Origin of the sequence: Streptomyces sp. NBC_00483 (genome assembly GCF_036013745.1) — a bacterium.
GTDB lineage: Bacteria > Actinomycetota > Actinomycetes > Streptomycetales > Streptomycetaceae > Streptomyces.
Map to the genome: position 1 here is coordinate 9,998,841 of NZ_CP107880.1, position 22,690 is coordinate 10,021,530.

A 22,690-nucleotide genomic window follows, 5' to 3' on the forward strand; every position below is an offset into this window, starting at 1 on the left:
GGGGGTGCGCATGGGCCGGGTCACCGCCCCCGTCTTCGAGCACCACCGCGAAGCCCTCGGTATCGGCGAGGCGGCTCCCCGCCTGAGCTGGCGGACCGAGACCGACGAACCCGACTGGACCCAACTCGCCTACCAGATAACGGTGATCGGGGACGACGGTGACCTCGTCGCCGACACCGGCCGGGTGGACAGTCCGGACTCCGTCCTCGTGGACTGGCCCGGCCCCGCGCTCACGTCCCGGCAGCGCGCCACCGCCCGGGTCCGGGTCTGGGGCGGGTCCGACGGCGCCGGCACCGACTGGTCCCCGCCCGCCACCGTCGAGGCCGGACTCCTGACCCGCGCGGACTGGCACGCCCGGCCCGTCACCCCGGACCGCGAACCGCCGGACGGGCCGCTGCCCGTCGCCCTGCTGCGCCGCGCCTTCACCGTCGACGGGCCGGTCCGCTCGGCCCGCCTCTACACCACCGCGTACGGCGTGTACGAGACCGAGATCAACGGCACCCGCGTCGGCGACGACGTCCTCGCACCCGGCTGGACCTCCTACCGCCACCGCCTGCGCTACCGCACCCACGACGTGACCGGCCTGCTGCGCCGCGGCGAGAACGCGCTCGGGGCGCTGCTCGGCGAGGGCTGGTACACCGGCCGCCTCGGCTGGGACGGCGGACGCCGCGCCCGCTACGGGCCGCACCGTGCCCTGCTCGCCCAGCTGGAGATCCGCTACGCCGACGGCCGCACGCACACCGTCGCCACCGACCCCGACTGGCACTGGACCACCGGGCCACTGCTGCGCTCCGAGCTGTACGACGGCGAGGAGTACGACGCGAGGCGCGAACGCGACGGCTGGTCGGGCCCGGGCCACGGCGACCGCGACTGGCAGCCCGTGCAGGAACTGCCCTTTCCTGCGGCCGAGTTGGTGGCGCCCAACGGGCCGCCCGTACGCCGCGTGCGCACCGTCCCCGTCCGTGCCGTGCACACCACCCCGTCGGGGCGCACCGTCGTCGACTTCGGTGAGAACGTCGTCGGCCGGCTGCGCATCCGTGTGACCGGACCCGCCGGACACACCGTCACCCTGCGGCACGCCGAGGTCCTCGACGGCGGTGAACTCGCCCGACGCCCCCTGCGCGACGCCGCCGCCACCGACACCTACGTCCTGCGCGGCACGGTCAGCCCGGAGACGTACGAACCCCGCTTCACCTGTCACGGCTTCCGGTACGCCGAGATCGACGGCTGGCCGGGGGAGTTCGACCCGGCGTGCGTGGCGGCCGTCGTCATCCGCACCGACCTGCGCCGCACCGGCTGGTTCCGCTGCAGCGACCCGCTGATCGACCGACTCCACGACAACGTCCTCGCTTCCCTGCACGGCAACTTCCTCGACCTGCCGACCGACTGCCCCCAGCGCGACGAACGCCTCGGCTGGACCGGCGACATCGCCGTCTTCGCGCCCACCGCCGCCTTCCTGTACGACTGCACCGGCATGCTCGGCGGCTGGCTGCGCGACCTCGCCGCCGAGCAGTTCGCCCGACCCGACCGATCCGTGCCGCTCGTCGTCCCCGACATCCTCGACCCGCCCATGGCGGACGGCGTGCACGCCCTGTGGGGCGACGCGGCGGTCCTGGTGCCGTGGGCGCTGTACCGGGCGAGCGGCGATATCGAGGTGCTGCGGGCCCAATACCCCTCGATGGCCGCCTGGTTGGCGCTCGGCGCCGCGCGCGCCGATGCGGGCGGCGGGGTGTGGCGCGACCCCGGACAGCTCGGCGACTGGCTCGACCCTGCCGCGCCGCCCGACGATCCGGCCGCCGCCCGCACCGACGCCGACCTCGTCGCCTGCGCCTACCTCGTGCACTCCGCGGACCTCGTCGCCGAGGCCGCCGAACTGCTCGACGAGAAGGACGACGCACACCGCCACCGCGAACTCGCGGCGCGACTGCGCACCGCCTTCGCCGCCGAGTTCGTGACGCCCGCGGGCCGCCTGTCCTCCGACTCGCAGACCGCCTACACGCTCGCCCTGAGCTTCGGTCTGCTCCCCTCCGCGGACCAGCGGCACACCGCGGCCCGCCGCCTCGCCCACCTCGTGCGCCGCTCCGGCTTCCGCATCGCCACCGGCTTCGCGGGCACCCCGCTGATCTGCGACGCGCTCTGCTCCGTCGGCGAGCACCGACTCGCCCACCGCATGCTGGCGGAGCGGCACTGCCCGTCCTGGCTGTACCCGGTGACCATGGGCGCCACAACCATTTGGGAGCGCTGGGACTCACTGCTGCCCGACGGCACGGTCAACCCCGGCCAGATGACCTCCTTCAACCACTACGCCCTCGGCTCCGTCGCCGACTGGCTGCACCGCACCGTCGCGGGTCTCGCCCCCGCCGAACCGGGCTGGCGCCGCATCCGCGTCGCGCCCAGGCCCGGCGGCACCCTCACCCACGCGTGGGCCGCGCACCTCACCCCGTACGGGAGGGCGGAGTCCGGGTGGCGGCTCGACGGCGGCACCCTCACCGTCGACGTCCGCGTGCCGCCGGGCGTCCGAGCCGAGATCGCCCTGCCGGGGGGTGACACCACGCTCGAACGCGGCGCTGGACGACATGGGTTCACGATTCCGTACGACGTCCCGCCCCGGCCGGTCACCGAGATCGGCCACCCGCTCGTGCCGCGCGAGCCCTGCGACTGCGGCACCGCCGCCCCGATGCCACCGACGCCCGCGACGACAGGGAGACCTCCTGGTGAGCCACAGCCCCACCACGCTTCGTAGCCGCACCCTCGGCCGCAGTGGCGTGCCGATCACGGAGCTGGTCCTCGGCACCGCCGCCCTCGGCCACCTCTACACCCCGGTCGAGGACGACCAGGCCCACGCCGCCGTGGACACCGCCTGGGACGTCGGCGTACGCGCCTTCGACACGGCGCCGCACTACGGGCTCGGGCTGGCCGAACGCCGCCTCGGCGCCGCGCTCGCCGACCGGCCCCGCGACACGTACGTCGTCTCGACCAAGGTCGGCCGCCTCCTCATACCCGGCGACGGAGGGCAAGAGCCGCGCCGGGTCTGGGACTTCAGCGCCGACGGTGTCCGTCGCAGCCTGGAGGAGAGCCTCACCCGGCTCGGCCTCGACCGCGTCGACATCGCCTACCTCCACGACCCCGACGGACACGAGGAGCAGGCGCTCGCCGAGGCCTACCCGGCACTGGAGAAACTGCGCGCCGAGGGCGTCGTCCGGGCCATCGGCGCCGGGATGAACCAGACCGCGATGCTCACCCGCTTCGTGCGCGACACCGACGTCGACGTCGTGCTGTGCGCGGGCCGCCACACCCTCCTCGACCCCGGTGCCCGCGCGGACCTGCTGCCCGCCGCCCAGCGGCACGGCGTCGCCGTCCTCGTCGGCGGCGTCTACAACTCGGGCCTGCTCGCGGACCCCCGCCCCGGCGCGACCTACGACTACACCGAGGCGCCCCGCGCCCTCGTCGGCCGCGCGCTGCGACTCAAGGAGGCCGCGGAACGCCACGGCACGACCCTGCGCGCCGCCGCCCTCGCCTTCGCGGCGGCCCCGGACGCCGTGACCGCCCTCGTGATGGGCGCCCGTTCGGCAGCCGAAGTGCACGATTTCGTACGGCAGTTCCGGGCGGCTCGCGACGTTCCCCCGTCACTCTGGAGCGAATTGGTCGAACGTGGACTGCTGGCCGAGACGGACGACCGGTGAGCGATCCCCGGCCGTCCCTGATCGACGCGCACCATCACCTCTGGCAACTCGACGTACGCGACCAGCCCTGGATCAAGGGGCCCCAACTCGCGTCGCTGCGGCGCGACTTCACGCTCGACGACCTGCGGCGGCAGACGATGCCGGCGCGCGTGGACGGCACGGTCGTCGTGCAGACCGTGCCCGACCCGGCGGAGACCCGTGAACTGCTCGCCCTCGCCGCGAGCGACGCGCTCGTCAGGGGCGTCGTGGGGTGGATCGACCTCACGCGCCCCGACGTCTCCGACGCACTCGCCGGGCTGCGCGAGGAACCGGGCGGTGACCGTCTGGTCGGCGTCCGCCATGCCGTGCAGGCCGAACCCGACCCGGAGTGGCTGCTCCGCGCGGACGTGCGGCGCGGACTGGGCGCGCTCGCCGACGCGGGACTCGGCTACGACGTCCTCGCCCGTCCGGCCCAACTGCCCGCCTGCACACGGGCCGCCGCCCGCCACCCCGACCTGACCTTCGTCCTCGACCACGCCGGAAACCCGCCGGACGAGGCCGGCGGGCGCGAGGTATGGGAGCGGGCGGTCCGGGCGTTCGCCGCCCTGCCGAACACGGCGTGCAAGCTGTCCGGCGCGGCCCTCGCCTGCGCCGACGCCCCAGCGACGAGCCTCGACGCGTTCGGCCCGACGCGCGTGATGTTCGGCTCGGACTGGCCCGTGAGCACCCTCACCGCCTCGTACGCCGAGGTCACGGGCCGCGTCGAGGAAGTGACCAAGGGGCTCGCCGCGGGGGAGCGGGAGGCGGTGCTGCGGGGTACGGCTCGGCGCGTCTACCGGTTCTGAACGGACCGGCGCCCGACCGCGGGGCCGGGCGCCGGTGTTCTCAGATGGCCGCCTTGCTGGCGTCGCCGAGGGGAGCGGGCACCGCGTCCCGCTCGCCCAGCTGCGCGGTCAGCACCTTCACCGTCTCGCGAGCCGTGAGACCCGCCACCACCGGCAGCACACACAGCGCCGCCGTGAACAGGGCCACCGCGCCCCAGTTGTCGCCGCCCGGGCCCGCGATCTGCGCCGCGAACGTCACGGCGAATCCGGAGATGGCGAAGCCGATCTGGGTGCCGATCGCCATACCCGAGAGTCGTACGCGGGTCGGGAACATCTCGCCGTAGAAGGCCGGCCACACGGCGTTGGCCGCGCTGTAGACGACGCCGAAGGCCAGGATGCCGAGCACGAACGTCAGCGCGTACGAGCCCGTGGAGATCGCCCACAGGTAGCCGAACATCAGCAGCGCGCTGCCCGCGGCGCCCGTGACGAAGACCGGCCGGCGGCCGATGCGGTCGGCGAGCTTCGCCCACAGCGGGATCGCGGCGAGCGCCACGAGGTTGGCGAGCGCGCCGACCCACAGCATGGCGGAGCGGTCCATGCCGACCGCGTCGCTCGTCGCGTACGACAGGGCCCACACCGTGAAGATCGTGCTCACGGAGGCGACCAGCGCGCCCCCGATCACGCGCAGGACGTCCACCCAGTGGTCGCGGAAGAGCACCGCGAGCGGCAGCTTGGCGACCTCGCCGGACTCGGCCTTGCGGGCGAACTCGGGCGTCTCGTCGAGCGAGCGCCGGATGACGTAGCCGGCGATGGCGACGCCGAGGCTCAGCCAGAACGGGATGCGCCAGCCCCAGGACAGGAGCTGGTCCTCGGGCAGCGCCGCGATCGGCAGGAAGACAATGGTGGCGAGGAGCTGCCCGGCCTGGGTCCCGTTGAGCGTGAAACTCGTGAAATACGCGCGACGATCCTCCGGCGCGTGTTCCAAGGTCATCGAACCCGCACTGGACTGCTCGCCCGCGGCCGAGATGCCCTGCATGATGCGGCAGAGCACGAGCAGCAACGGCGCGAATCCGCCGACCTGGTCACGGGTGGGCAGACAGCCGATCAGGAACGTCGACAGGCCCATCAGGACCACGGTGAACACCATGATCTTGCGGCGGCCCAGTCGGTCGCCGATATGACCGAGGAAGAACGCGCCGACGGGCCGCGCGGCGTACGCGACGCCGAACGTGGCGAGCGAGAGCAGGGTGGCGTCGGCCGGGTCGGACTCGTCGAAGAACACCTTCGGGAAGACGAGCGCGGCGGCGCTGCCGTAGATGAAGAAGTCGTAGTACTCGAGGGCACTGCCGCTCCAGGCGGCGAATGCCGCCTTGCGGGGCTGGCCCTGTGGTGCGCGCGGTGATTCTGCGGGGACGGACACGCGGGCTCCTTGAGGGCTGGGTGGATCAACCCGGTGGCCCTGAGCCGCCGGGTTAATTAACCCACTGGATAGTTAACAGCTGATGGCCAGCGATGTTGCGCCCGTGTTTCCCGCCTGTCAAGAGGTTGCGACGAGGGCGTACGAGCCGGTCAGCGCTTGTCGCCGCCCGCCGTCAGGTACGCGATCACCATGTCGCCCAGCATCGTGCGGTAGTGCTCGCGGCGGTCCTGCGCCGTCAGATCGCGGCCGAACAGGGCGCCGAACGTATGCCGGTTGGAGACCCGGAAGAAGCAGAACGAGCTGATCATCGCGTGCAGATCCACCGCGTCCACGTCCGCCGTGAAGACGCCCTCGGCCCGGCCCGACTCCAGGATCCGGCCGATCACGTCGATCGCGGGCGAGTTGAGCGAGCCGATCGTCTCGGACGCCGTGATGTGCTCGGCGTCGTGGATGTTCTCGATGCTCACGAGACGGATGAAGTCCGGGTGCTGCTCGTGGTGGTCGAAGGTCAGCTCGGCGAGCCGCCGGATCGCGGCGACCGGGTCGAGATCCTCCACGTCGGCGTCCTGCTCGGCCTCGCGGATCACCGCGTAGCTGCGCTCAAGGACGGCCGTGAACAGCTGCTCTTTTCCGCCGAAGTAGTAGTAGATCATCCGCTTCGTGGTGCGGGTGCGGGCCGCGATCTCGTCGACGCGGGCGCCCGTGTACCCGGCGCGGGCGAACTCCTCCGTGGCGACCTTGAGGATCTCGGCCTTGGTGCGGGCCGCGTCGCGGATGCGTCCCGCGCGGCGCGCCGGCTCTTCGACAGTGGTCATCCGGCGATTGTAGGAGCCGTGCCCGGGGGTGGTTCCGGTCAGTCCCTTCCCAGAAGGGCATCGGGCTTGATATGAGTAACGAACCAGTTCGTACATTAAGTGTGACGCTCGGCCAGGAGGACCCCGTGCCCCAGGACTCTTATCTCGTCGGTCTGATCGGCGAAGGGATCGGCCCCTCGCTCAGCCCCGCCCTGCACGAGCGGGAGGCCGACCGGCAGGGCCTGCGCTATCTGTACCGGCGGCTCGACATCGGTGAGATCGGTGTACGGCCCGAGGATGTGGGGGAGTTGCTGCGGGCCGCCCGCACCGTCGGTTTCGACGGCCTGAACATCACGCACCCCTGCAAGCAGCTCGCCATCGAGCACCTCGACGAGCTGTCGCCGGGGGCCGCGGCGCTCGGCGCGGTCAACACCGTGGTCTTCGACGGCGGCCGCGCCATCGGCCACAACACCGACGTGACCGGGTTCGCCGCCTCCTTCGCCCGCGGGCTGCCCGAGGCCCGCATGGAGCGCGTCGTCCAGCTCGGCGCCGGGGGAGCGGGCGCCGCCGTCGCCCACGCGGTGCTCACCCTGGGCGCCGGCCGCATCGTGCTCGTCGACGCGCTGCCGGAGCGGGCCGCCGCCCTCGCCGACTCCCTGAACCGGCACTTCGGCGAGGGCCGCGCGGTGCCCGCGGGAATGGACGAGCTCGCCGCGCACATCGCCGGGGCCGACGGCATCGTGCACGCCACCCCCACCGGCATGGCCGCCCACCCCGGCCTCCCGTTCCCCGCCGAGCTGCTGCACCCCGGCCTGTGGGTCGCCGAGGTCGTCTACCGGCCGCTGGAGACCGAACTCGTGCGCACCGCACGCAACCTGGGCTGCGCCGTCCTCGACGGCGGCGGCATGGCCGTCTTCCAGGCCGCCGATGCGTTCCGCCTCTTCACCGGGCGCGAGCCGGACGCCGCCCGGATGCTCACCCACTTCGCCGAACTGGCGGGCACGGAGGCGGCGCTGCGAGCAGCCACATCAAGCCCCGGCACCGATTGAGCAGCCGTATTGAGCCCCGCCTTTGGACGAGAGCCAGCGGGGTACGGGGCAGAGCCCCGATCTTTTCAACCCCCGCCGCCGCCCCACCCCGCAGACCCGCCCCCTCCGGAAGGAGCCCCGTGCGCACCTCCATCGCCACCGTCTCGCTCAGCGGATCGCTCACCGAGAAGCTCACCGCGGCCGCCCGCGCGGGCTTCGACGGCGTCGAGATCTTCGAGAACGACCTGCTCGCCAGCCCCCTCACCCCCGAGGAGATCCGCGACCGCTGCGCCGACCTCGGCCTGAGCATCGACCTGTACCAGCCGATGCGCGACATGGAGGCCGTGCCCGCCGACGTGTTCGCCCAGAACCTGCGGCGCGCCGAGCACAAGTTCCGGATCATGCAACGCCTCGGCACCGACACCGTCCTTGTCTGCTCCAGCGTCTCGCCGCTCTCCATCGGCGACGACGCACTCGCTGCTGGCCAGCTGCGCCAACTCGCCGAGCGGGCGAGCGACTTCGGGGTCCGTGTCGCCTACGAGGCGCTCGCGTGGGGCCGGCACGTCAACACGTACGACCATGCCTGGCGCATCGTCGAGGCCGCCGACCACCCGGCGCTCGGCACCTGTCTCGACAGCTTCCACATCCTCGCCCGCGGCACCGAGGGCAAGGACCTCGAAGGCATCGAGGACATCCCCGGCGACAAGATCTTCTTCCTGCAGCTCGCCGACGCGCCGCTGCTCGACATGGACGTCCTGAAGTGGAGCCGCCACTACCGCTGCTTCCCCGGACAGGGCGACCTCGACGTCGCGGGCCTGCTGCGGCACGTGCTGCGCGCCGGGTACCAGGGGCCGCTGTCGCTGGAGATCTTCAACGATGTGTTCCGGCAGGCCGAAGCCGGGCCCGCCGCCGTGGACGCGCTGCGCTCGCTGCTCGCCCTCCAGGAGGCGGTGGGTGTTCAGGACGTCGTGGGTCAGGGCGAATTGCCCCCGCCCGTGGTGCCGACCGGTGTCGCCTTCACGGAACTCGTCACCCCCGACGTCGCCCCGGCCGCCGACCTCCTCGCCGCCCTCGGCTTCACCCGCACGGGCCGCCACCGCGGCAAGCCGGTCGACTTGTGGGAGCAGGGCGAGGTCCGCGTGCTGCTCAACACCGGGCCCGCCGCCCGCCGCGACGGCACCGTCCTCGCCGCCGTCGGCCTGGAGTCCCCGGACCCGGCCGCCGCCGCCCGCCGCGCGGAGGCACTGCTCGCCCCGGTCCTGCCGCGCCGCCGAGGAACCGGCGACGTACTCCTCGACGCCGTCGCCGCGCCCGACGGCACGGAACTCTTCTTCTGCGCCACCGACCGTGCCGAACTCCCCAGCTGGATCCGGGACTTCGAGCCGACAGGGGAGCGGCCCGCCGAGACCGACGTCACCGGCGTCGACCACCTCCAGCTCACCCAGCCCTGGCACCAGTTCGACGAGGCCGCCCTGTTCCACCGCAGCGTGCTCGGCCTCGAACCCCGGGCGAGCGTCGACGTCGCCGATCCGTACGGACTGCTGCGCAGCCGCGCCGTCGCCACCGCCGACGGCGCCGTCCGCATCGCGCTCGGCGCGGGCCCCGGCCCGGGTGAGGACCAGGACCGCGCCCAGCACATCGCCCTCGCCACCAGCGACGTCGTCGCGGCCGCCCGCCGCTTCCGCGCGGCGGGCGGGGAACTGCTGCCGATGCCGGGCAACTACTACGACGACCTGGCGGCGCGCTTCGAGTTCGCGCCCGGCGAGCTGGAGACGTACCAGGAACTCGGCATCCTCTACGACCGCGACGCCCACGGCACCTTCCGCCACTGCTACACCCGCACCGTGGGGCGCGTCTTCTTCGAACTGGCCCAGCGCGAGGACGGCTACCAGGGATACGGGGCGCAGAACGCACCGGTGCGGCTCGCGGCGCAGCACGCGGCGAACTAGGGGCTGTTTCTCGGATCTCCTTACGTGAGTGGGGAGTTGGGGCCAGTCTGGGTGGATGGGGCGTGGGGATCTGACGAATGCGGAGTGGGACCGGCTTGAGTCGTTGCTGCCTCGTGGTGGTGCGCGCGGAGGCCGGTGGAGTGATCACCGGCGGGTGATCAACGGAGTGCTGTACCGGGTGCGGACGGGGGTGCAGTGGCGGGACCTGCCCGAGCGGTTCGGTCCGTGGGAGACCGTCTACAAGCGGCATCGGCGCTGGTCGGCGGACGGGACGTGGGTGATGCTGCTGTCTCGCGTCCAGGCCGCCGCTGATGCCGAGGGCCGCATCGACTGGGACGTCTCGGTGGACTCCACCGCAGTACGCGCTCACCAGCACGCCGCGGGCGCGAGGAAACAGTCTCCACCCGCCACGCCTCAAAGGGGCGGCAGCGGGGACGAACCGGGTCGATCCGGTGCTGCGGAAATTGGTCGTCCGGCTGGAGGAGGTGGTCAGATCGGCGAATGCCTGGGACGCTCCCGCGGCGGCTTCACCACCAAAATCCACCTCGCCGCCGACGGACGATGCCGGCCCCTCACCCTCGTCCTGACACCCGGACACTACGGTGACGGCCCTCAGCTCGAGCGGGTACTGGAGCTGATTTCGGTGCCCCGCCAAGGGGTTGGACGGCCCCGCAGCCGACCCGACAGCGTGCTGGCAGACAAGGCCTACACGTCCCGGAACAACCGCCGCTACCTGCGCCGACGCGGAATCCGACACACCATCCCCGAACGCGTCGACCAGCGAAGGCACCGGAAGAATCGCGGGTCGGGCGGCGGCCGGCCCACCGGATTCGACAGCGAGCACTACAAGAAGCGCAACACCGTCGAGCGAGCCATCAACCGCCTCAAGGGGTTCCGTGCCGTCGCCACCCGCTACGAGAAACGCGCCTACATCTACCTCGGCACCGTCACACTCGCAACCCTCATCATCTGGCTCCGCACCTGATCCGAGAAACAGTGCCTAGGGGACTAACCCTTGAAGCGTGCCGCGATCTCCTCCAGCCGGGCATGGTGCTGCTGCCACTCCAGTGGCGGCAGCCCGTCATTGCCCGGCTGGTAGCCGATCAGGCCGTCGAGGCCCTCACGGAGGATGTCGGCCTGGCCCACGTGGCGCTGCGTGTCGGAGATGACCCGGACCAGCACATGGTGGAGCGTGACCTGGTTGCGCTCCTTCGGCCACCACGAGACCGTGCCGATGGTGTCCAGGGGCAGCTCCCTGACCGAGGCGTCCGTGTGCGTCCAGGCGCGCCGGTAGCGCTCGATGATCTCCTCGCGGGACTCGTCGGCGGTCGCGAACATGTCCGCGTTCTCTTCGGCGGCCTCCTCGAGGGCGGGCAGCGGCTCGCCGTGCGCCCGACCGAAGGTGTCGCAGAGGTAGCCGAGCTCCACCCCGGCCAGATGCTTGAGCAGGCCCAGCAGGTTCGTGCCCGTCGGCGTCAGCGGGCGCCGCACGTCGTACTCGGAGAGCCCGTCGAGCTTCCACAGCAGGGCGTCGCGGGCCTCCTGGAGGTAGTGCAGGAGATCGTTCTTGCGGTCGGTTTCGGTCATGCGGACACTCTGCTGCCTCGGACGGGCGTGGGACAGGGGTTTTCGGGAGGCAGCGGCGCACCTCATGCGATTCGATGGACGAGATGGGACACAAGCCGGAAAAGCCCGCTCACGATCCGCTGACCGCACTCCTCGACGGCGTGCGGCTGCGGCTGCGTGATCTGAACGACGGCGAGCCCGCTTCGTACATCCCGGAACTCGGCCGCGTCGACCCGCGCCTGTTCGGGCTCAGCCTTTGCACCCTCGACGGGCAGGTCTACGGGAGCGGGGACACAGCCGTCCACTTCACCGCGCAGTCCGTGTCGAAGCCCTTCGTGTTCGCGCTCGCGCTCGCCGACCACGGCCTGGAGAACGTCCTGGCGCGGGTCGGCGCCGAGCCGAGCGGCGAGGCGTTCAACTCCATCCGCCTCGAGCCCGGCACGGGGCGGCCGCCGAACCCGATGGTCAACGCCGGGGCCATCGTGACCAGTTCGCTCGTCGCGGGCGACACCCCGAAGGCCCGCTTCGACCGCATCCTGGACGGGCTCGGCGCCTTCGCGGGGCGGCCCCTCACCGTCGACGAGGCGGTGTACGCCTCCGAGTGCGCCACCGGTGACCGCAACCGCGCCCTCGCCTACCTCATGCACAACGCGGGCTCGCTCACCGGCGACGTCGAGGCGGAGCTCGCGGTCTACTTCCGCCAGTGCTCCGTCCTCGTCACCTGCGACGACCTCGCCGTGATGCACGCGACGCTCGCGGGCGGCGGCATCAACCCGGTCACCGGCGAACGCGTCGTCGCCAGCCGGCACGCCCAGCACGTCCTCGCCGTCATGGCCACCTGCGGCATGTACGACGCGTCGGGGCAGTGGATGCTCCGCGTTGGGATGCCGGCCAAGAGCGGGGTGTCCGGTGGGATCGGGGTCGCGCTGCCGAGCCAGTTCGGGATCGGTGTCTTCAGCCCGCCGCTTGAGGAGAAGGGGAACAGCGTGCGCGGCATCGCCGCCTGCCACCTGATCACCGACCAGTTCGGCCTTCACCTGATGCGGGCCACGTCCCACGAGCGCCGGCCGCTGCCGCCCCGCTCCCTGCACGCCACCCCGCTGCGCTCCCTGCGGCACCGCACCCGCGCCCAGCGGGCCGCACTCGACACCCGCGCGGAGCGGATCCGCGTCCACGTGCTCCAGGGCGACCTCGACTTCGCCACCGCCGAGCAGACCGTGCGCGCCGCCCTCGACCTCCCGGACGCCGTCGGCTGGTTCGTCCTCGACCTCACCCGTGTCGGCCGCATCGAACCGGTCGCCGCCGACCTGCTGCGCGGACTCGCCGAGGAGCTGCGCTCGCGCGAACTGCGCATGGTGCTCGCCGACCCGGACGAGCGGCAGGCCCTGGCCCGCACCACGGACGAGTTCCCCGACCTCGGCCGGGCCCTGGAGGCCTGCGAGGACGAGCTGCTCACGGGGATCGGGCTCGACCCGGACATCCCCGTGCCGCTCGCCGACTGCGACCTGTTCGGCGCGGCCGACACCGGCCTGCGCGCCGCCCTCGCCGAGGCCTTCGACACCCTGGACCTCGCGGCGGGCGAGTCCGTCGCGCCGCCGCAGACGGCGCCGCTCGACCGGATCGTCCTCTGGTACGTCGAGTCGGGCCGGCTCGCCGTGTGCGCGGACGCCGCCGACACGGTGACGACGAGCCGCACCTGGTCGGCGGGCCCCGGCGCGGCCCTGACACCCGCCGACTTCCCACCCGGCCGCACCCGCAAGGTCCTCGCCGAACGCGACACACGCTGCCGCACCCTCACCGCCGCCGGTTTCCGGCGCCTGCGGGAGCGGGAGCCCGACGCGGTGGCGTTCCTGGAGCGGGCGCCGCTGGAGGGCGCGGAGACGGTGGACCGCGCCGACGTCACCTGACGCGAGGCACCTCGCGTCGCGTGGGAGTGTCGTGGCCTTCCGCCTCTCCGCACCGGGGCGCCGCGGTTCACGAACCGCGGCGCCGCCGCCGTGCGGCGACCGCCTGGGGGTCGATCTCCGGGTGGGACCAACGCTCGGCGAGCGCCAGGGACTCGGCCCGGCCGTCGGCGACGTGTTCGAGGGCCAGGTCGGCGGCCCGGTCCGCGTCCCCGGCCGCGATCGCCGCGTACAGCCCCTCGTGCTCCGCGCACTGCCGGGCCGGATCCCGCTGCGCGGTGAGCCGGAACAGCCAGTGCGTACGCGCGGCCAAGGGGCGCATCATGCTCGTCAGGAGCGGGTTCGCGGCCAACTCCACGATGTCCGTGTGGAATCCCGCGTTCGCGGCGGCGATCGAGGCGCGGTCCCGGTCGTGGGTCGCGGCGCGTGCGGCGTGCAAACGGGCCTCCAGGCGGGCGAGCCCCTCCCCGTCCGACCGCTCGGCCGCGAGCCGCGCCGCCAACGACTCGAGGGATTCCCGTACGTCGAACAGATCGCGGACGTCGGCCGGCGTGAACGGCGAGACCAGCGCGCCCCGGTGAGGCACCAGCAGCACAAGACCGTCCGCCTCAAGCCGGCGCAGCGCCTCGCGCAGGGGGATGCGGGAGACGTCGAGTTCCGCCGCGAGGTCACGCTCCACGAGCCGTTCGCCCGGCTGGAGTTCGGCCTCCAGGATGCGCCGCCGCAGTGCGTCGTACGCACGGTCGCGCAGCGATCCGCGTCCCGGCCCCGCCGGCTCTGCCGCTGTCACCAAGGGTTTCCTCCGCTCAGATACCGCTCTCACAGTAAGCGGGCCGGCGGCGGGGGAGCGTACTGCTAACCATCCGCTAACACGTGGGCAACACAAGGCTCCCAGACTGAGGGCGCGTAACGGTATACCACTATCGGGCTCGCGGGCCCCTCCCCTGGAGGCATCTCAGTGGCACACACCCATCCACGTCGCGCGGGCGCCGTCGCGGCCGGACTCGGTCTCGTCCTGCTCGCCGGGTGCGGCGGCGCCTCGTCCGCGCAGAGCGGCGACGGCGACGGCGGTTCCGGTTCGGGCTCAGGCTCGGGCGATCTCAAGGTCGGCGTCCTGTTCCCGGGTTCGCTCTCCGACGACGGGTTCATGGAGTCGGCGTACCGCGGCTATCGTCGCGCGGCCGAGGAGCACAAGGGCAAGGTCGCGTTCAGCAAGGTCGAGCAGGTCCAGGCCGCCGACTACGAGCAGGCCCTCGTCCGCTTCGCCACCACCTCCGACCTCGTCATCTCGCTCGGCGGCCAGACCGACGCCGACGTGCGCAAGGTCGCCGCCCGCTTCCCCAAGGTGAAGTTCGCCGAGATCGGCGGCCCGGCCGACGGCAAGCCCACGGCGAACCTCGCCCTGTACGACCCGCAGCAGGCCCAGGCGGCATTCCTGTCCGGCGCGGCGGCCGCACTGCTGACGAAGAAGGGCACGGTCGGTTTCGTCGGCGGTGCCGAACTGCCTGCCATCGTCAACGCGGCCGAGGAGTTCGAGAACGGCGCCAAGGCCGCCGAGCCGAAGGTGAAGGTCCTCACGCCGCAGTACGTGGGCGACTTCAACGACGCCGCGAAGGCCAAGCAGTCCGCCCTCGCCGACTACGGCGCGGGCGCCGACGTCCTCGGCCAGGTCCTCAACCTCGGCCACAAGGGCGTCGCCCAAGCCGCGAAGGGGCGCGGCGGCACCCTCATCGGCGGCCCCGTCGCCCACGAGTGCGGCACCGACAAGGCGTACGCCGGATACGTCGAGACCGACATCGGCGCCGAGCTCGAGTACGCCACCGACCAGCTGGTGAGGGGGAGTTGGAAGGCGGAGTCCGTGCACTTCGGGCTCACCTTCGACGAGCCGCACAACGACATCGTGCTGTGCGGGGACGCCGACCCGGCCGTGACCAAGAAGCTCGACGACCTGAAGGCGAAGATCACATCCGGGAAGATCACCACCCGATGACGGCGGCCCCCGCACTGGCGATCACCGGACTCACCAAGTCCTACGGCGGAGTACGGGCGTTGGACGACATCGACCTCGTCGTCGACGCCGGGACCGTCCACTGTGTCCTCGGCGAGAACGGCGCTGGAAAATCCACCCTGTGTCACGCCGTCGGCGGCTCGCTCACCCCGGACAGCGGCAGTCTGCGTCTGTACGGGGCGCAGTACGCGCCGCGCCGTCCCGCCGACGCGCTCGCCGCCGGGGTCGCGATGGTGCACCAGCACTTCAGCCTCGTATCGACCCTCACCGTCGGCGAGAACCTGCGCCTGCTGCGCCTGCCCGATCTGGACCGCCGTATCGCCCGGGTCCGTGACGAGTACGGACTCGACCTCGAACTCGACGACGTGGTGGGCGAGTTGCCGGTCGGCATACGTCAGCGCGTCGAGATCGTGAAGGCGCTGCTGCGCGAGCCGCGGCTCCTCGTCCTCGACGAACCGACCGGCGTCCTCGGCCCCGCCGAGACCGACGCGCTGCTCGACACGTGCCGCCGCATCGCCGACGCCGGGCACGCCGTCGTCCTCGTCACGCACAAGCTCGGCGAAGCGGCGCGGGCGGGCGACGCGGCGACCGTGCTGCGCGGCGGCCGGGTCGCGGGCGGCGGCCGCCTCGCAGAGCTGCCCGCCGAACGCCTTGTCCCGATGATGATCGGCCGCGCCGCCGGCACCCTCGACGCCTCGCTGGCCGGTGCGGTCGGGCTCGGCGCCCCGGCGCCCGCCACCCCGGACGAGCGCGCCGCACCGGCCGGCTCCGCCCTGCGCCTGCACGACATCACCGTGCGCCGCCCCGACGGCACGTACGCGCTCGAGGGCGTCTCGCTTGACATCGGGCACGGCGAGATCGTCGGTGTGGCCGGCGTCGAGGGCAACGGGCAGAGCGAGCTGATGGCCGTCCTCGGCGGCTCCCGGGCGCCGGGGCGCGGCCGGGTGGAGATCGGCGGCCGGGATCTCACTGGGGCCGGGCCCGCGGTCCGCACCCGCGCGGGTCTCGGAGTGGTGCCCGAGGACCGGCACCACGAGGGCTGCGTCCCGCAGCTGTCCGTCGCGGAGAACCTGCACCTCGGGCGCCTCGGCCGGTTCCGCAGGCTGGGCTTCCTCCTGGACCGGGGCGCCCTCGCGCGCGCCACGGCCGAGGTCCTGTCCGACCATGCCGTCCGCGCCGCCGGGCCTGACGCGCCGATGGCGTCGCTGTCCGGCGGGAACCAGCAGAAGGTCGTCCTGGCCAGGGAGTTGGCGCTCGATCCGCTGGTCTGCCTGGCCGCGGCGCAGCCCACGCGCGGCCTCGACATCGGCGCGGTGGACGCCGTGCACACCCGCATCCGCGAAGCCGCCGGACGCGGCGCGGGCGTGCTCGTCGTCTCCGCCGAACTCGACGAGTTGCTGGCGCTGTGCGACCGCGTCCTCATCGCCTACCGAGGCCGCCTCCTGGGCCCCGTCGACCCACGCGACCCCGCCGCGCGGGAGCGGATCGGGGAGCTGATGGTGGGCGCCGACGTGGGCGCGGGTACTCGGGCGGGAGTCTGACGCCACGGTCCGCGCGGCGAGGGGGCCGGTCGATTTCCGCAGCTCAGTGGATCGACGCACGGCCGCCTCGGGTCCCGCACACCGCTGACCGTCCCCCCTTCGCGCACGCGCCCCCACTTCGCCACCGCCACCGCCACCGGCCCATCCGGACCCCGACCCGCTCAAGGACCGCCATGCCCCTGCCCGTCACCGCCACGCCACCGCCCCCGGCGGCCCCGCCGCCCTCCGCCGCCCGCACCGGGCCCGGCCGTGACGCCGTCCGGCTGCGTGGCCTGGCCCGGCATCCCGTGTCCGTCGCCGCGTACGCCGGACTCTTCGCCGTCGGAGTGGGCCTCGTGCTCGTCGTGGGCGCGGGCGCCGACCCGGCCGTCGCCTGGGCCGCGCTCAACGAGGGCATGTTCGGTTCGGCGTACGCCGTCGGCAGCTCCCTCAACTCCGCCGCCGTGCTCGCCCTCATTGCCACCGGGTTCACCGTCGCCCACCGCGCAGGGCTCGTGAACGTCGGCGGGGAGGGCCAGTTGTGCGCGGGCGGCGTCGCGGCCGCCGCCACCGGGCTCGCCCTTCCCGCAGGCACACCGGGCGTCCTCGGAGTGCCGTTGATCCTCGCGGCCGGGTTCCTCGCCGGGGCCGGATGGGCGGGTATCGCCGCATGGTTCAAGGTGCGGCGCGGCACCAGCGAGGTGATCACCACGCTGCTGCTCAACTTCGTGGGCATCGGCATGGTCGCCGTCGCCGTGCACGAAGAGGCGCTGCTGCGACAGCCCGTCACCTCCTCCGAGACGCTGCCGCAGTCGGCTCCGCTGCCGGCCGGCGCCCAACTGCCCCTGATCGGCGGCGTCGAGTCACCCGCGACGGCCGTCGTCGTGATCGCCGCCGTCCTCGCCGTGGGCACGGGCCTCGTGCTGCGGCACACCGCCGTCGGACTGCGCCTGACCGCCGTCGGGCACTCGCCATCCGCGTCGGCCCGGCTCGGGCTGCCCGTGGGCCGGCTCGAAGGCGGCGGCCTCGCCTTCGCGGGCGGCCTCGCGGGCGTCGCGGGCGCCTCCCTCGTCGCCACCGCCCCGTACGTCCTCGCCGAACACTTCTCCTCCGGCTACGGCTTCTCGGGCCTCGTCGTCGGGCTGCTGGCCCGCGGCTCCTTCACCGCCGTCGCCGCCGCGAGTCTCCTCTTCGGCTTCCTCACCAGCGGCGGCATCAACCTGCAACTCGCCGCCCAGGTACCCGCGTCGACCGTACAGATCGTGCAGAGCGTGCTCGTCCTGTGCGTCGCCGCAGCCATGCTGATCACCCACCGCCGCCCCGGGAGCCCGTCATGAGCGCCGTCGTCGACGAACTCGCCTCCGGTGGCGTCCGGATGGCGCTGCCGCTGCTGCTCGCCTCCTCCGGCGAACTCCTCAGCGAACGCGCCGGAGTACTGAACCTCTCCGTCGAAGGCATGATGCTCACCGGCGCCTTCGCAGGCGCCGCCGGAGCGTACGCCTCAGGCAGCGCGGGCATCGGCGTGCTGACCGCGCTCGGCGCGGGACTCCTCTTCGCCGCGCTCCAGGCACTGCTCAGCGTCACCCTGCGCGCCGATCAGATCGTCACCGGCATCACCGCCAACGCCCTCGCGCTCGGCGCCACGACGTACGGATCCCGGCTGCTGTTCGGCGACGACGCGCGGCAGAACGCGCTGCCCGGCTTCGATCCGCTGCCCGTCCCCGGCCTGCACCGCATCCCCGTACTCGGCCCGGCCCTGTTCGAGCAGACCCTGCTCGGATACGCGGCGCTCGCCGTCACCGCCGCGCTGGCCCTCGCGTTGAGCCGTCGTACGTCATGGGGGCTCATCGTCGACGCGGTGGGCGAGGACGCCGACACCGCCGACCGCTGCGGACTTCCCGTCCGTACGGTCCGGTACGCGACCGTGCTCCTCACCGGCGTCACCGCCGCCCTCGCCGGTGCCCAGCTCGCCCTGGCCGATGTGCACGCCTTCAGCGACAACATCACCGGCGGCATCGGCTACCTCGCGGTCGTCGCCGTGATCGCGGGCCGCTGGCGCGCCTGGCCGACCCTGCTCGCCTGCCTCGTCTTCGGGCTCGCCCAGTCCCTCCAGTTCGCGGCGCCCGCGCTCGGCCTGCACCTGTCGGCGCCGCTCCTGACCACCCTGCCGTACGTGTTCGCCCTCCTCGCCGTGAGCGGACTCGTGGGCCGCAGCCGCGCCCCGTCCGGGCTCACCACCCCCTTTGTACGCGGCAGTTGACCCGCACACCCCGCCCGCACCCGTACCTCGTCGAGGAGACCCCGCACGATGACCCTGATCCTCACCCGCTCCACCATCCGCGCCCTGCTGGCCGACCGGGCCGAGGAGGTGGAGGCGGCCGTGGCGCGCGCCCACCGCGACCTCGCGCGGGGCCGGGCCGTGCTGCCTGCGCCGCCCGCCATGCGCCTCCCGGACGGCGACGGCGCGTTCGTCGCGATGGCGGCCGCCTCGGCCACCGACCGGCTCGCCACCGTGAAGCTCCTCGCCGACCTCCCCGGCAACCGTGCGGCGGGACTGCCCGTGCAGCGGTCCACCGTGCTCGCGATGGACGCCGACACCGGCGCCTGCGCGGCGCTTCTGGACGGCGCCGAACTCACCCGCGTACGCACCGCGGCCGCCACCGCCGTCGCCACCCGCGCCCTCGCCCGCATCGACGCGACGACCCTCGGCCTCATCGGCACCGGACCCCTGGCCCGTGCGCACGTTCGCGCCCTGCTCCCCGGCCGCCCCTACGAGCAGGTCGTCCTGTGGGGCCGCACCCCGGAGAGCGCCCACGCCCTCGCGGCCTGGATCACCGCCGAACTCGGGCTCCCCGCCAAGGCGTTGGACGAGCCGCGCGCCGTGACCGAGGCGGCCGACGTGCTGTGCACCCTCACCCCGTCCCGCGAACCGGTGGTCCGCGGCGCCTGGCTTCGCCCGGGGCAGCACATCAACGCGGTCGGTGCCCCGCCCAGGCCCGACCACCGCGAACTCGACACCGAGGCCGTCGTGCGCTGCCGCGTCGTCGTCGACGCCTACGACACGGCACGGGCCAAGTCCGGTGAGGTCCTCGTCCCGCTCGCCGAAGGAGCCCTGAGCGAGGACGACTTCCGCGTCGAACTCGGCGACGTCCTCACCGGCCGGGCCCCGGGCCGCACCACCGACACGGAGCTGACGCTGTTCAACTCGGTGGGCGTGGGCCTCCAGGACCTGGCCGTCGCACGGATGCTGATAGACCTGGCGGGGGAGCGGGGGACGGGTATCCCGGTCGACCTGGGATCGTGACCGGCAGTCCAGGTCACCCGCCGGGCAATAATGAGCCACATGACGGACATCACGCGCCCCAACATGCCTGCTCCGGAGCGGAGTTCGGTGGTGATCGTCGGTGCGGGCCCCGCCGGGCTCACCGTCGGGAACCTCCTGCGGGCCGCAGGCGTCGACTGCGTGGTCCTGGAGTGCGAGAGCCGTACGTTCATCGAGCGGCGGCCGCGGGCCGGCGTCATCGAGGAGTGGGCGGTGCGCGCCCTCAACCGGCGTGGCCTCGCGGCGCAGTTGCTCAAGGGCGCGGAGCGGCACACGGAGTGCGAGTTCCGCTTCGCGGGTGAGCGGCACCGCTTCGGCTACACCGAACTGACCGGGCAGCACCACTTCGTCTACCCCCAGCCGCTGCTCGTGACCGACCTGGTGCGCGAGTACGCCGACGTGCGCGGCGGCGACATCCGCTTCGGTGTCCGCGACGTACGCCTCCACGACCTGGAGGGCGAGCGCCCCTCGGTCTCGTACACCTGCGGCTACACCGGTCAACGGCGGGTGCTGCACTGCGAGTTCGTCGCCGGGTGCGACGGGGCCCGAGGAGCGACGCGCGAGGCGTTGCCCGCCGGCCGGGTCCGCGTCGCGCGGCACGACTACGGCATCGGCTGGCTGGCGCTGCTCGCTCAGGCGCCGCCGTCGACGGACCGCGTGCTGTTCGGCATGCACGAGGAGGGCTTCGCCGGGCAGATGCCGCGCAGCCCCGATCTCACCCGCTACTACCTGCAGTGCGCGCCCGGCGACGACCCGGAGAGCTGGTCGCACGAGCGGGTATGGACGCAGTTGCGCAAGCGACTCGCCGCAGAGGGCGCCGCGCCGCTCACCGAGGGCGAGTTGATCGAGAAACGCGTCCTCGACATGCACGACTACGTCACCGAACCCATGACGTACGGGCGCCTCTTCCTGGCCGGGGACGCCGCCCACCTGGTCGCCCCCATCGCGGCCAAGGGCCTCAACCTCGCCCTGCACGACGCGTTCCTCCTCGCGGACGCGATCGTGGCGCACGCGGCGGGCGACAGCAGTGGCCTCGACGGGTACGGCGAGGCCTGTCTGCGGCGCGTATGGGACTACCAGGAGTTCTCGCAGTGGCTGTCGGAGGTCTACCACGGCGCGTCGTTCGGCGACCCGTTCCGCACGGGCACGACGCTGGCCCGGCTGCGCCGCCTGTTCACGTCGCGGGCGGCGGCGACGGCGTTCGCGGAGCAGTATCTGGGGTCGGCGGAGAGGTACTGACAGGGCGCGGCGGCACCGACGACGTCTGCACGACGCGGCCTCCGCGCCCGTATGGCGCGTAGCTCTCAGCCGGCCCGCAGGGCGCGGTCGAGGAGCGGCAGCAGCCGGTCCCAGTGGCGCTTCAGCGCCTCCGCGGAGAAGGCGGAGGTGTCGGCCATCGTGAAGCCGTGGACGCTGCCGGGGTAGAGCTCGATGGAGTGCTCGACCCCGGCGGCCTCGAAGGAGCTGTTGAGCTCGGCGACGGCCTCGGGCTTCAGATCGCCCTCGGCGAGCCCCAGGTGCACACGGGCGGTGACCTTGCCGACAGCGAGGTGCGGACTGTCGGGGGCGTCGGTGACGAGCATGCCGGGGTGGAATCCGGCGACGGCGCCCACCCGGTCGGGACGGGCCGCCGCGGTGCGCAGCGCCAGGGCGGCGCCCATGCAGTAGCCGGTCGTGCCGATCGGGCCCTCGGCGACCTCGGGCTGGGCGCAGAGGTAGTCGACGAAGGCCTCGGCGTCGCTCAGGGCGCGCTCGGCGGTGTGCTCCTGGAGCAGCGGCATCAGCCGGCCGATGACCTCCGGCCGGTTCTCCTCACTGATGTGCTCGGGAATCTCGACGACGGGCGAGGCCCCGCGCCGGTAGTAGACGTTGGGCACGAGCACGTAGTAGCCGTGCCCGGCCAGCTCGCGGGCCAGCTCCTCGATCACGGGCCGCACACCGAAGGCGTCCATGTAGAGCAGTACGCCCGGGTGCCGCGCGCCGTCGTCGGGGAAGGCGACGAAGGCGTCGGCCCGGCCGTCCGCGGTGGGTATCTGCACTGTCTTGCTGGTGGCGATGGCGGATCATCCTCCCTGGAACAACTGATACCCGTGCACAGTACAGTTGTCCGCCGCGGCGGATCTTCGCGCGGGTGCCCAGGGGGCGTGGTGCTCAGTGGCTGTGCCGCTTGCTCGCCCAGAAGACGGCGCGGGCCGCCCTTATCCGCTCGGCCTGCCGGCCGGGGTCGAGGGCCGACTTGAGGGCGGTGCGCAGGAGCTCGGGGTCGACCAGCTTGCCGCTGCCGTCCGGCGGGGTGCGCCACAGGAACGAGTGGTGGCGCACGCCCGTGATGCCGTCGGCGTCCGGGGACGGCATGCAGAGGTCCTCACCCGCGGTGAGCAACCGCACGTCCTCCGTCTCCGGCCAGGCGACCGAGGCGCCCGTCGGGTCGGGGCGCGTGAGGATGTAGAACACCGGGCGCGGCTTGGCGTGCTCCTCGAGCACCGGCACGGCGTCCGCCTCCTCGCCCAGCTCCCACAACACCGTCAGACCGAGCGGCTGCTGCACGCGTAACGCGTCCCAGTCGCGGCCCGCCGGGAGCTTCGCCAGAAACGGCGACTGCTCCCATGCGGCATATGCCTCGCTCGGCTTTCGGTGACAGGAGGCCAACCACTGCGCTCCGTCCATTGGGTGACCATACGTCAACTGCCCTG

Annotated in this window: 19 protein-coding genes; 13 read left to right on the forward strand and 6 right to left on the reverse strand. The window is 73.0% G+C overall.

The genetic code is table 11. The features are described 5' to 3' along the window. Positions 1–10 precede the first annotated feature (10 nt). From OHA73_RS44690 to OHA73_RS44700, 3 genes are read left to right on the forward strand one after another with little or no spacing between them, the layout of a single operon-like run. Entirely contained in the window at positions 11–2,743 is a 2,733-nt protein-coding gene (locus OHA73_RS44690; protein ID WP_267073170.1) for a glycoside hydrolase family 78 protein, read from the forward strand. After that, entirely contained in the window at positions 2,715–3,683 is a 969-nt protein-coding gene (locus OHA73_RS44695) for an aldo/keto reductase (RefSeq protein WP_267073169.1), read from the forward strand. Before OHA73_RS44690 ends, OHA73_RS44695 begins: the two co-directional genes overlap by 29 nt. Beyond that, positions 3,680–4,507, forward strand: coding sequence for an amidohydrolase family protein (locus OHA73_RS44700; protein ID WP_267073168.1), 828 nt, complete (start codon positions 3,680–3,682; stop codon positions 4,505–4,507). Before OHA73_RS44695 ends, OHA73_RS44700 begins: the two co-directional genes overlap by 4 nt. 40 nt (positions 4,508–4,547) lie before the next feature. On the opposite strand, the gene OHA73_RS44705 is transcribed toward OHA73_RS44700, so the two are convergent. Next, positions 4,548–5,906 carry an MFS transporter gene (locus tag OHA73_RS44705; RefSeq protein WP_267073167.1) on the reverse strand — a complete coding sequence of 453 codons (1,359 nt, stop codon included), beginning with the start codon at positions 5,904–5,906 and terminating at the stop codon, positions 4,548–4,550. Between the two features lie 149 nt (positions 5,907–6,055). Beyond that, a complete protein-coding gene (locus tag OHA73_RS44710) occupies positions 6,056–6,721 on the reverse strand; it encodes a TetR family transcriptional regulator (protein ID WP_266725181.1) in 666 nt (221 codons plus the stop codon). 125 nt (positions 6,722–6,846) lie between these two features. Here OHA73_RS44710 and OHA73_RS44715 point away from each other — a divergent pair, with 125 nt between their 5' ends. The 3 genes from OHA73_RS44715 to OHA73_RS44725 all read left to right on the forward strand — a co-directional run bounded on the left by OHA73_RS44715 (position 6,847) and on the right by OHA73_RS44725 (position 10,662). After that, on the forward strand, positions 6,847–7,749 hold the full coding sequence (locus OHA73_RS44715; RefSeq protein ID WP_267073166.1) for a shikimate dehydrogenase: 903 nt from the start codon (positions 6,847–6,849) through the stop codon (positions 7,747–7,749). A 119-nt stretch (positions 7,750–7,868) separates the two neighbouring features. Further along, positions 7,869–9,677 carry a sugar phosphate isomerase/epimerase and 4-hydroxyphenylpyruvate domain-containing protein gene (locus tag OHA73_RS44720; protein WP_327658301.1) on the forward strand — a complete coding sequence of 603 codons (1,809 nt, stop codon included), beginning with the start codon at positions 7,869–7,871 and terminating at the stop codon, positions 9,675–9,677. A gap of 55 nt (positions 9,678–9,732) precedes the next feature. Next, complete coding sequence (locus OHA73_RS44725; RefSeq protein WP_327658302.1) at positions 9,733–10,662, forward strand: IS5 family transposase; 930 nt, start codon at positions 9,733–9,735, stop codon at positions 10,660–10,662. Between the two features lie 23 nt (positions 10,663–10,685). Here the strand turns inward: OHA73_RS44725 and OHA73_RS44730 are convergent, their stop codons facing one another. Beyond that, a complete protein-coding gene (locus OHA73_RS44730) occupies positions 10,686–11,264 on the reverse strand; it encodes a DinB family protein (protein WP_266725189.1) in 579 nt (192 codons plus the stop codon). An 83-nt stretch (positions 11,265–11,347) separates the two neighbouring features. Here OHA73_RS44730 and glsA point away from each other — a divergent pair, with 83 nt between their 5' ends. Then, the gene (gene glsA / locus OHA73_RS44735) at positions 11,348–13,150 is read left to right on the forward strand and encodes a glutaminase A (RefSeq protein ID WP_266725191.1); all 1,803 of its coding nucleotides are present in this window, start codon (positions 11,348–11,350) and stop codon (positions 13,148–13,150) included. A 67-nt stretch (positions 13,151–13,217) separates the two neighbouring features. Here glsA and OHA73_RS44740 read toward each other — a convergent pair whose 3' ends face one another. Next, entirely contained in the window at positions 13,218–13,937 is a 720-nt protein-coding gene (locus tag OHA73_RS44740) for a GntR family transcriptional regulator (protein WP_327658303.1), read from the reverse strand. Between the two features lie 168 nt (positions 13,938–14,105). Here OHA73_RS44740 and OHA73_RS44745 point away from each other — a divergent pair, with 168 nt between their 5' ends. The 6 genes from OHA73_RS44745 to OHA73_RS44770 all read left to right on the forward strand — a co-directional run bounded on the left by OHA73_RS44745 (position 14,106) and on the right by OHA73_RS44770 (position 21,236). Beyond that, complete coding sequence (locus tag OHA73_RS44745) at positions 14,106–15,137, forward strand: BMP family ABC transporter substrate-binding protein (protein ID WP_327658304.1); 1,032 nt, start codon at positions 14,106–14,108, stop codon at positions 15,135–15,137. Continuing rightward, positions 15,134–16,696 (forward strand): ABC transporter ATP-binding protein, encoded by a 1,563-nt coding sequence (locus OHA73_RS44750; protein ID WP_327658305.1) that lies wholly within the window; start codon positions 15,134–15,136, stop codon positions 16,694–16,696. Before OHA73_RS44745 ends, OHA73_RS44750 begins: the two co-directional genes overlap by 4 nt. Positions 16,697–16,869: 173 nt before the next feature. Beyond that, positions 16,870–18,012 carry an ABC transporter permease gene (locus OHA73_RS44755; RefSeq protein WP_327658306.1) on the forward strand — a complete coding sequence of 381 codons (1,143 nt, stop codon included), beginning with the start codon at positions 16,870–16,872 and terminating at the stop codon, positions 18,010–18,012. Continuing rightward, the gene (locus tag OHA73_RS44760) at positions 18,009–18,935 is read left to right on the forward strand and encodes an ABC transporter permease (RefSeq protein WP_327658307.1); all 927 of its coding nucleotides are present in this window, start codon (positions 18,009–18,011) and stop codon (positions 18,933–18,935) included. The genes OHA73_RS44755 and OHA73_RS44760 overlap by 4 nt, the downstream gene beginning before the upstream one ends. Before the next feature lie 48 nt (positions 18,936–18,983). Then, a complete protein-coding gene (locus tag OHA73_RS44765) occupies positions 18,984–19,979 on the forward strand; it encodes an ornithine cyclodeaminase family protein (protein WP_327658308.1) in 996 nt (331 codons plus the stop codon). Between the two features lie 39 nt (positions 19,980–20,018). Beyond that, positions 20,019–21,236, forward strand: coding sequence for a 4-hydroxybenzoate 3-monooxygenase (locus OHA73_RS44770; RefSeq protein ID WP_327658309.1), 1,218 nt, complete (start codon positions 20,019–20,021; stop codon positions 21,234–21,236). Between the two features lie 65 nt (positions 21,237–21,301). Here OHA73_RS44770 and OHA73_RS44775 read toward each other — a convergent pair whose 3' ends face one another. Both OHA73_RS44775 and OHA73_RS44780 read right to left on the reverse strand, forming a co-directional pair. After that, positions 21,302–22,036, reverse strand: coding sequence for a dienelactone hydrolase family protein (locus OHA73_RS44775; RefSeq protein WP_327658310.1), 735 nt, complete (start codon positions 22,034–22,036; stop codon positions 21,302–21,304). 112 nt (positions 22,037–22,148) lie between these two features. Beyond that, positions 22,149–22,664: a hypothetical protein gene (locus OHA73_RS44780; protein WP_327658311.1), complete on the reverse strand. Its 516-nt coding sequence runs from the start codon at positions 22,662–22,664 to the stop codon at positions 22,149–22,151. Between the last annotated feature and the right edge of the window lie 26 nt (positions 22,665–22,690).

What these genes read in the sequence shown, in the direction of transcription:
- OHA73_RS44780 (WP_327658311.1), bottom strand. Translation starts at nt 22,664, where the DNA reads ATGGACGGAGCGCAGTGGTTGGCCTCCTGTCACCGAAAGCCGAGCGAG.
- OHA73_RS44765 (WP_327658308.1), top strand. Translation starts at nt 18,984, where the DNA reads ATGACCCTGATCCTCACCCGCTCCACCATCCGCGCCCTGCTGGCCGAC.
- OHA73_RS44710 (WP_266725181.1), bottom strand. Translation starts at nt 6,721, where the DNA reads ATGACCACTGTCGAAGAGCCGGCGCGCCGCGCGGGACGCATCCGCGAC.
- OHA73_RS44755 (WP_327658306.1), top strand. Translation starts at nt 16,870, where the DNA reads ATGCCCCTGCCCGTCACCGCCACGCCACCGCCCCCGGCGGCCCCGCCG.
- OHA73_RS44770 (WP_327658309.1), top strand. Translation starts at nt 20,019, where the DNA reads ATGACGGACATCACGCGCCCCAACATGCCTGCTCCGGAGCGGAGTTCG.
- OHA73_RS44725 (WP_327658302.1), top strand. Translation starts at nt 9,733, where the DNA reads ATGGGGCGTGGGGATCTGACGAATGCGGAGTGGGACCGGCTTGAGTCG.
- OHA73_RS44730 (WP_266725189.1), bottom strand. Translation starts at nt 11,264, where the DNA reads ATGACCGAAACCGACCGCAAGAACGATCTCCTGCACTACCTCCAGGAG.
- glsA (WP_266725191.1), top strand. Translation starts at nt 11,348, where the DNA reads ATGGGACACAAGCCGGAAAAGCCCGCTCACGATCCGCTGACCGCACTC.
- OHA73_RS44690 (WP_267073170.1), top strand. Translation starts at nt 11, where the DNA reads ATGGGCCGGGTCACCGCCCCCGTCTTCGAGCACCACCGCGAAGCCCTC.
- OHA73_RS44760 (WP_327658307.1), top strand. Translation starts at nt 18,009, where the DNA reads ATGAGCGCCGTCGTCGACGAACTCGCCTCCGGTGGCGTCCGGATGGCG.
- OHA73_RS44750 (WP_327658305.1), top strand. Translation starts at nt 15,134, where the DNA reads ATGACGGCGGCCCCCGCACTGGCGATCACCGGACTCACCAAGTCCTAC.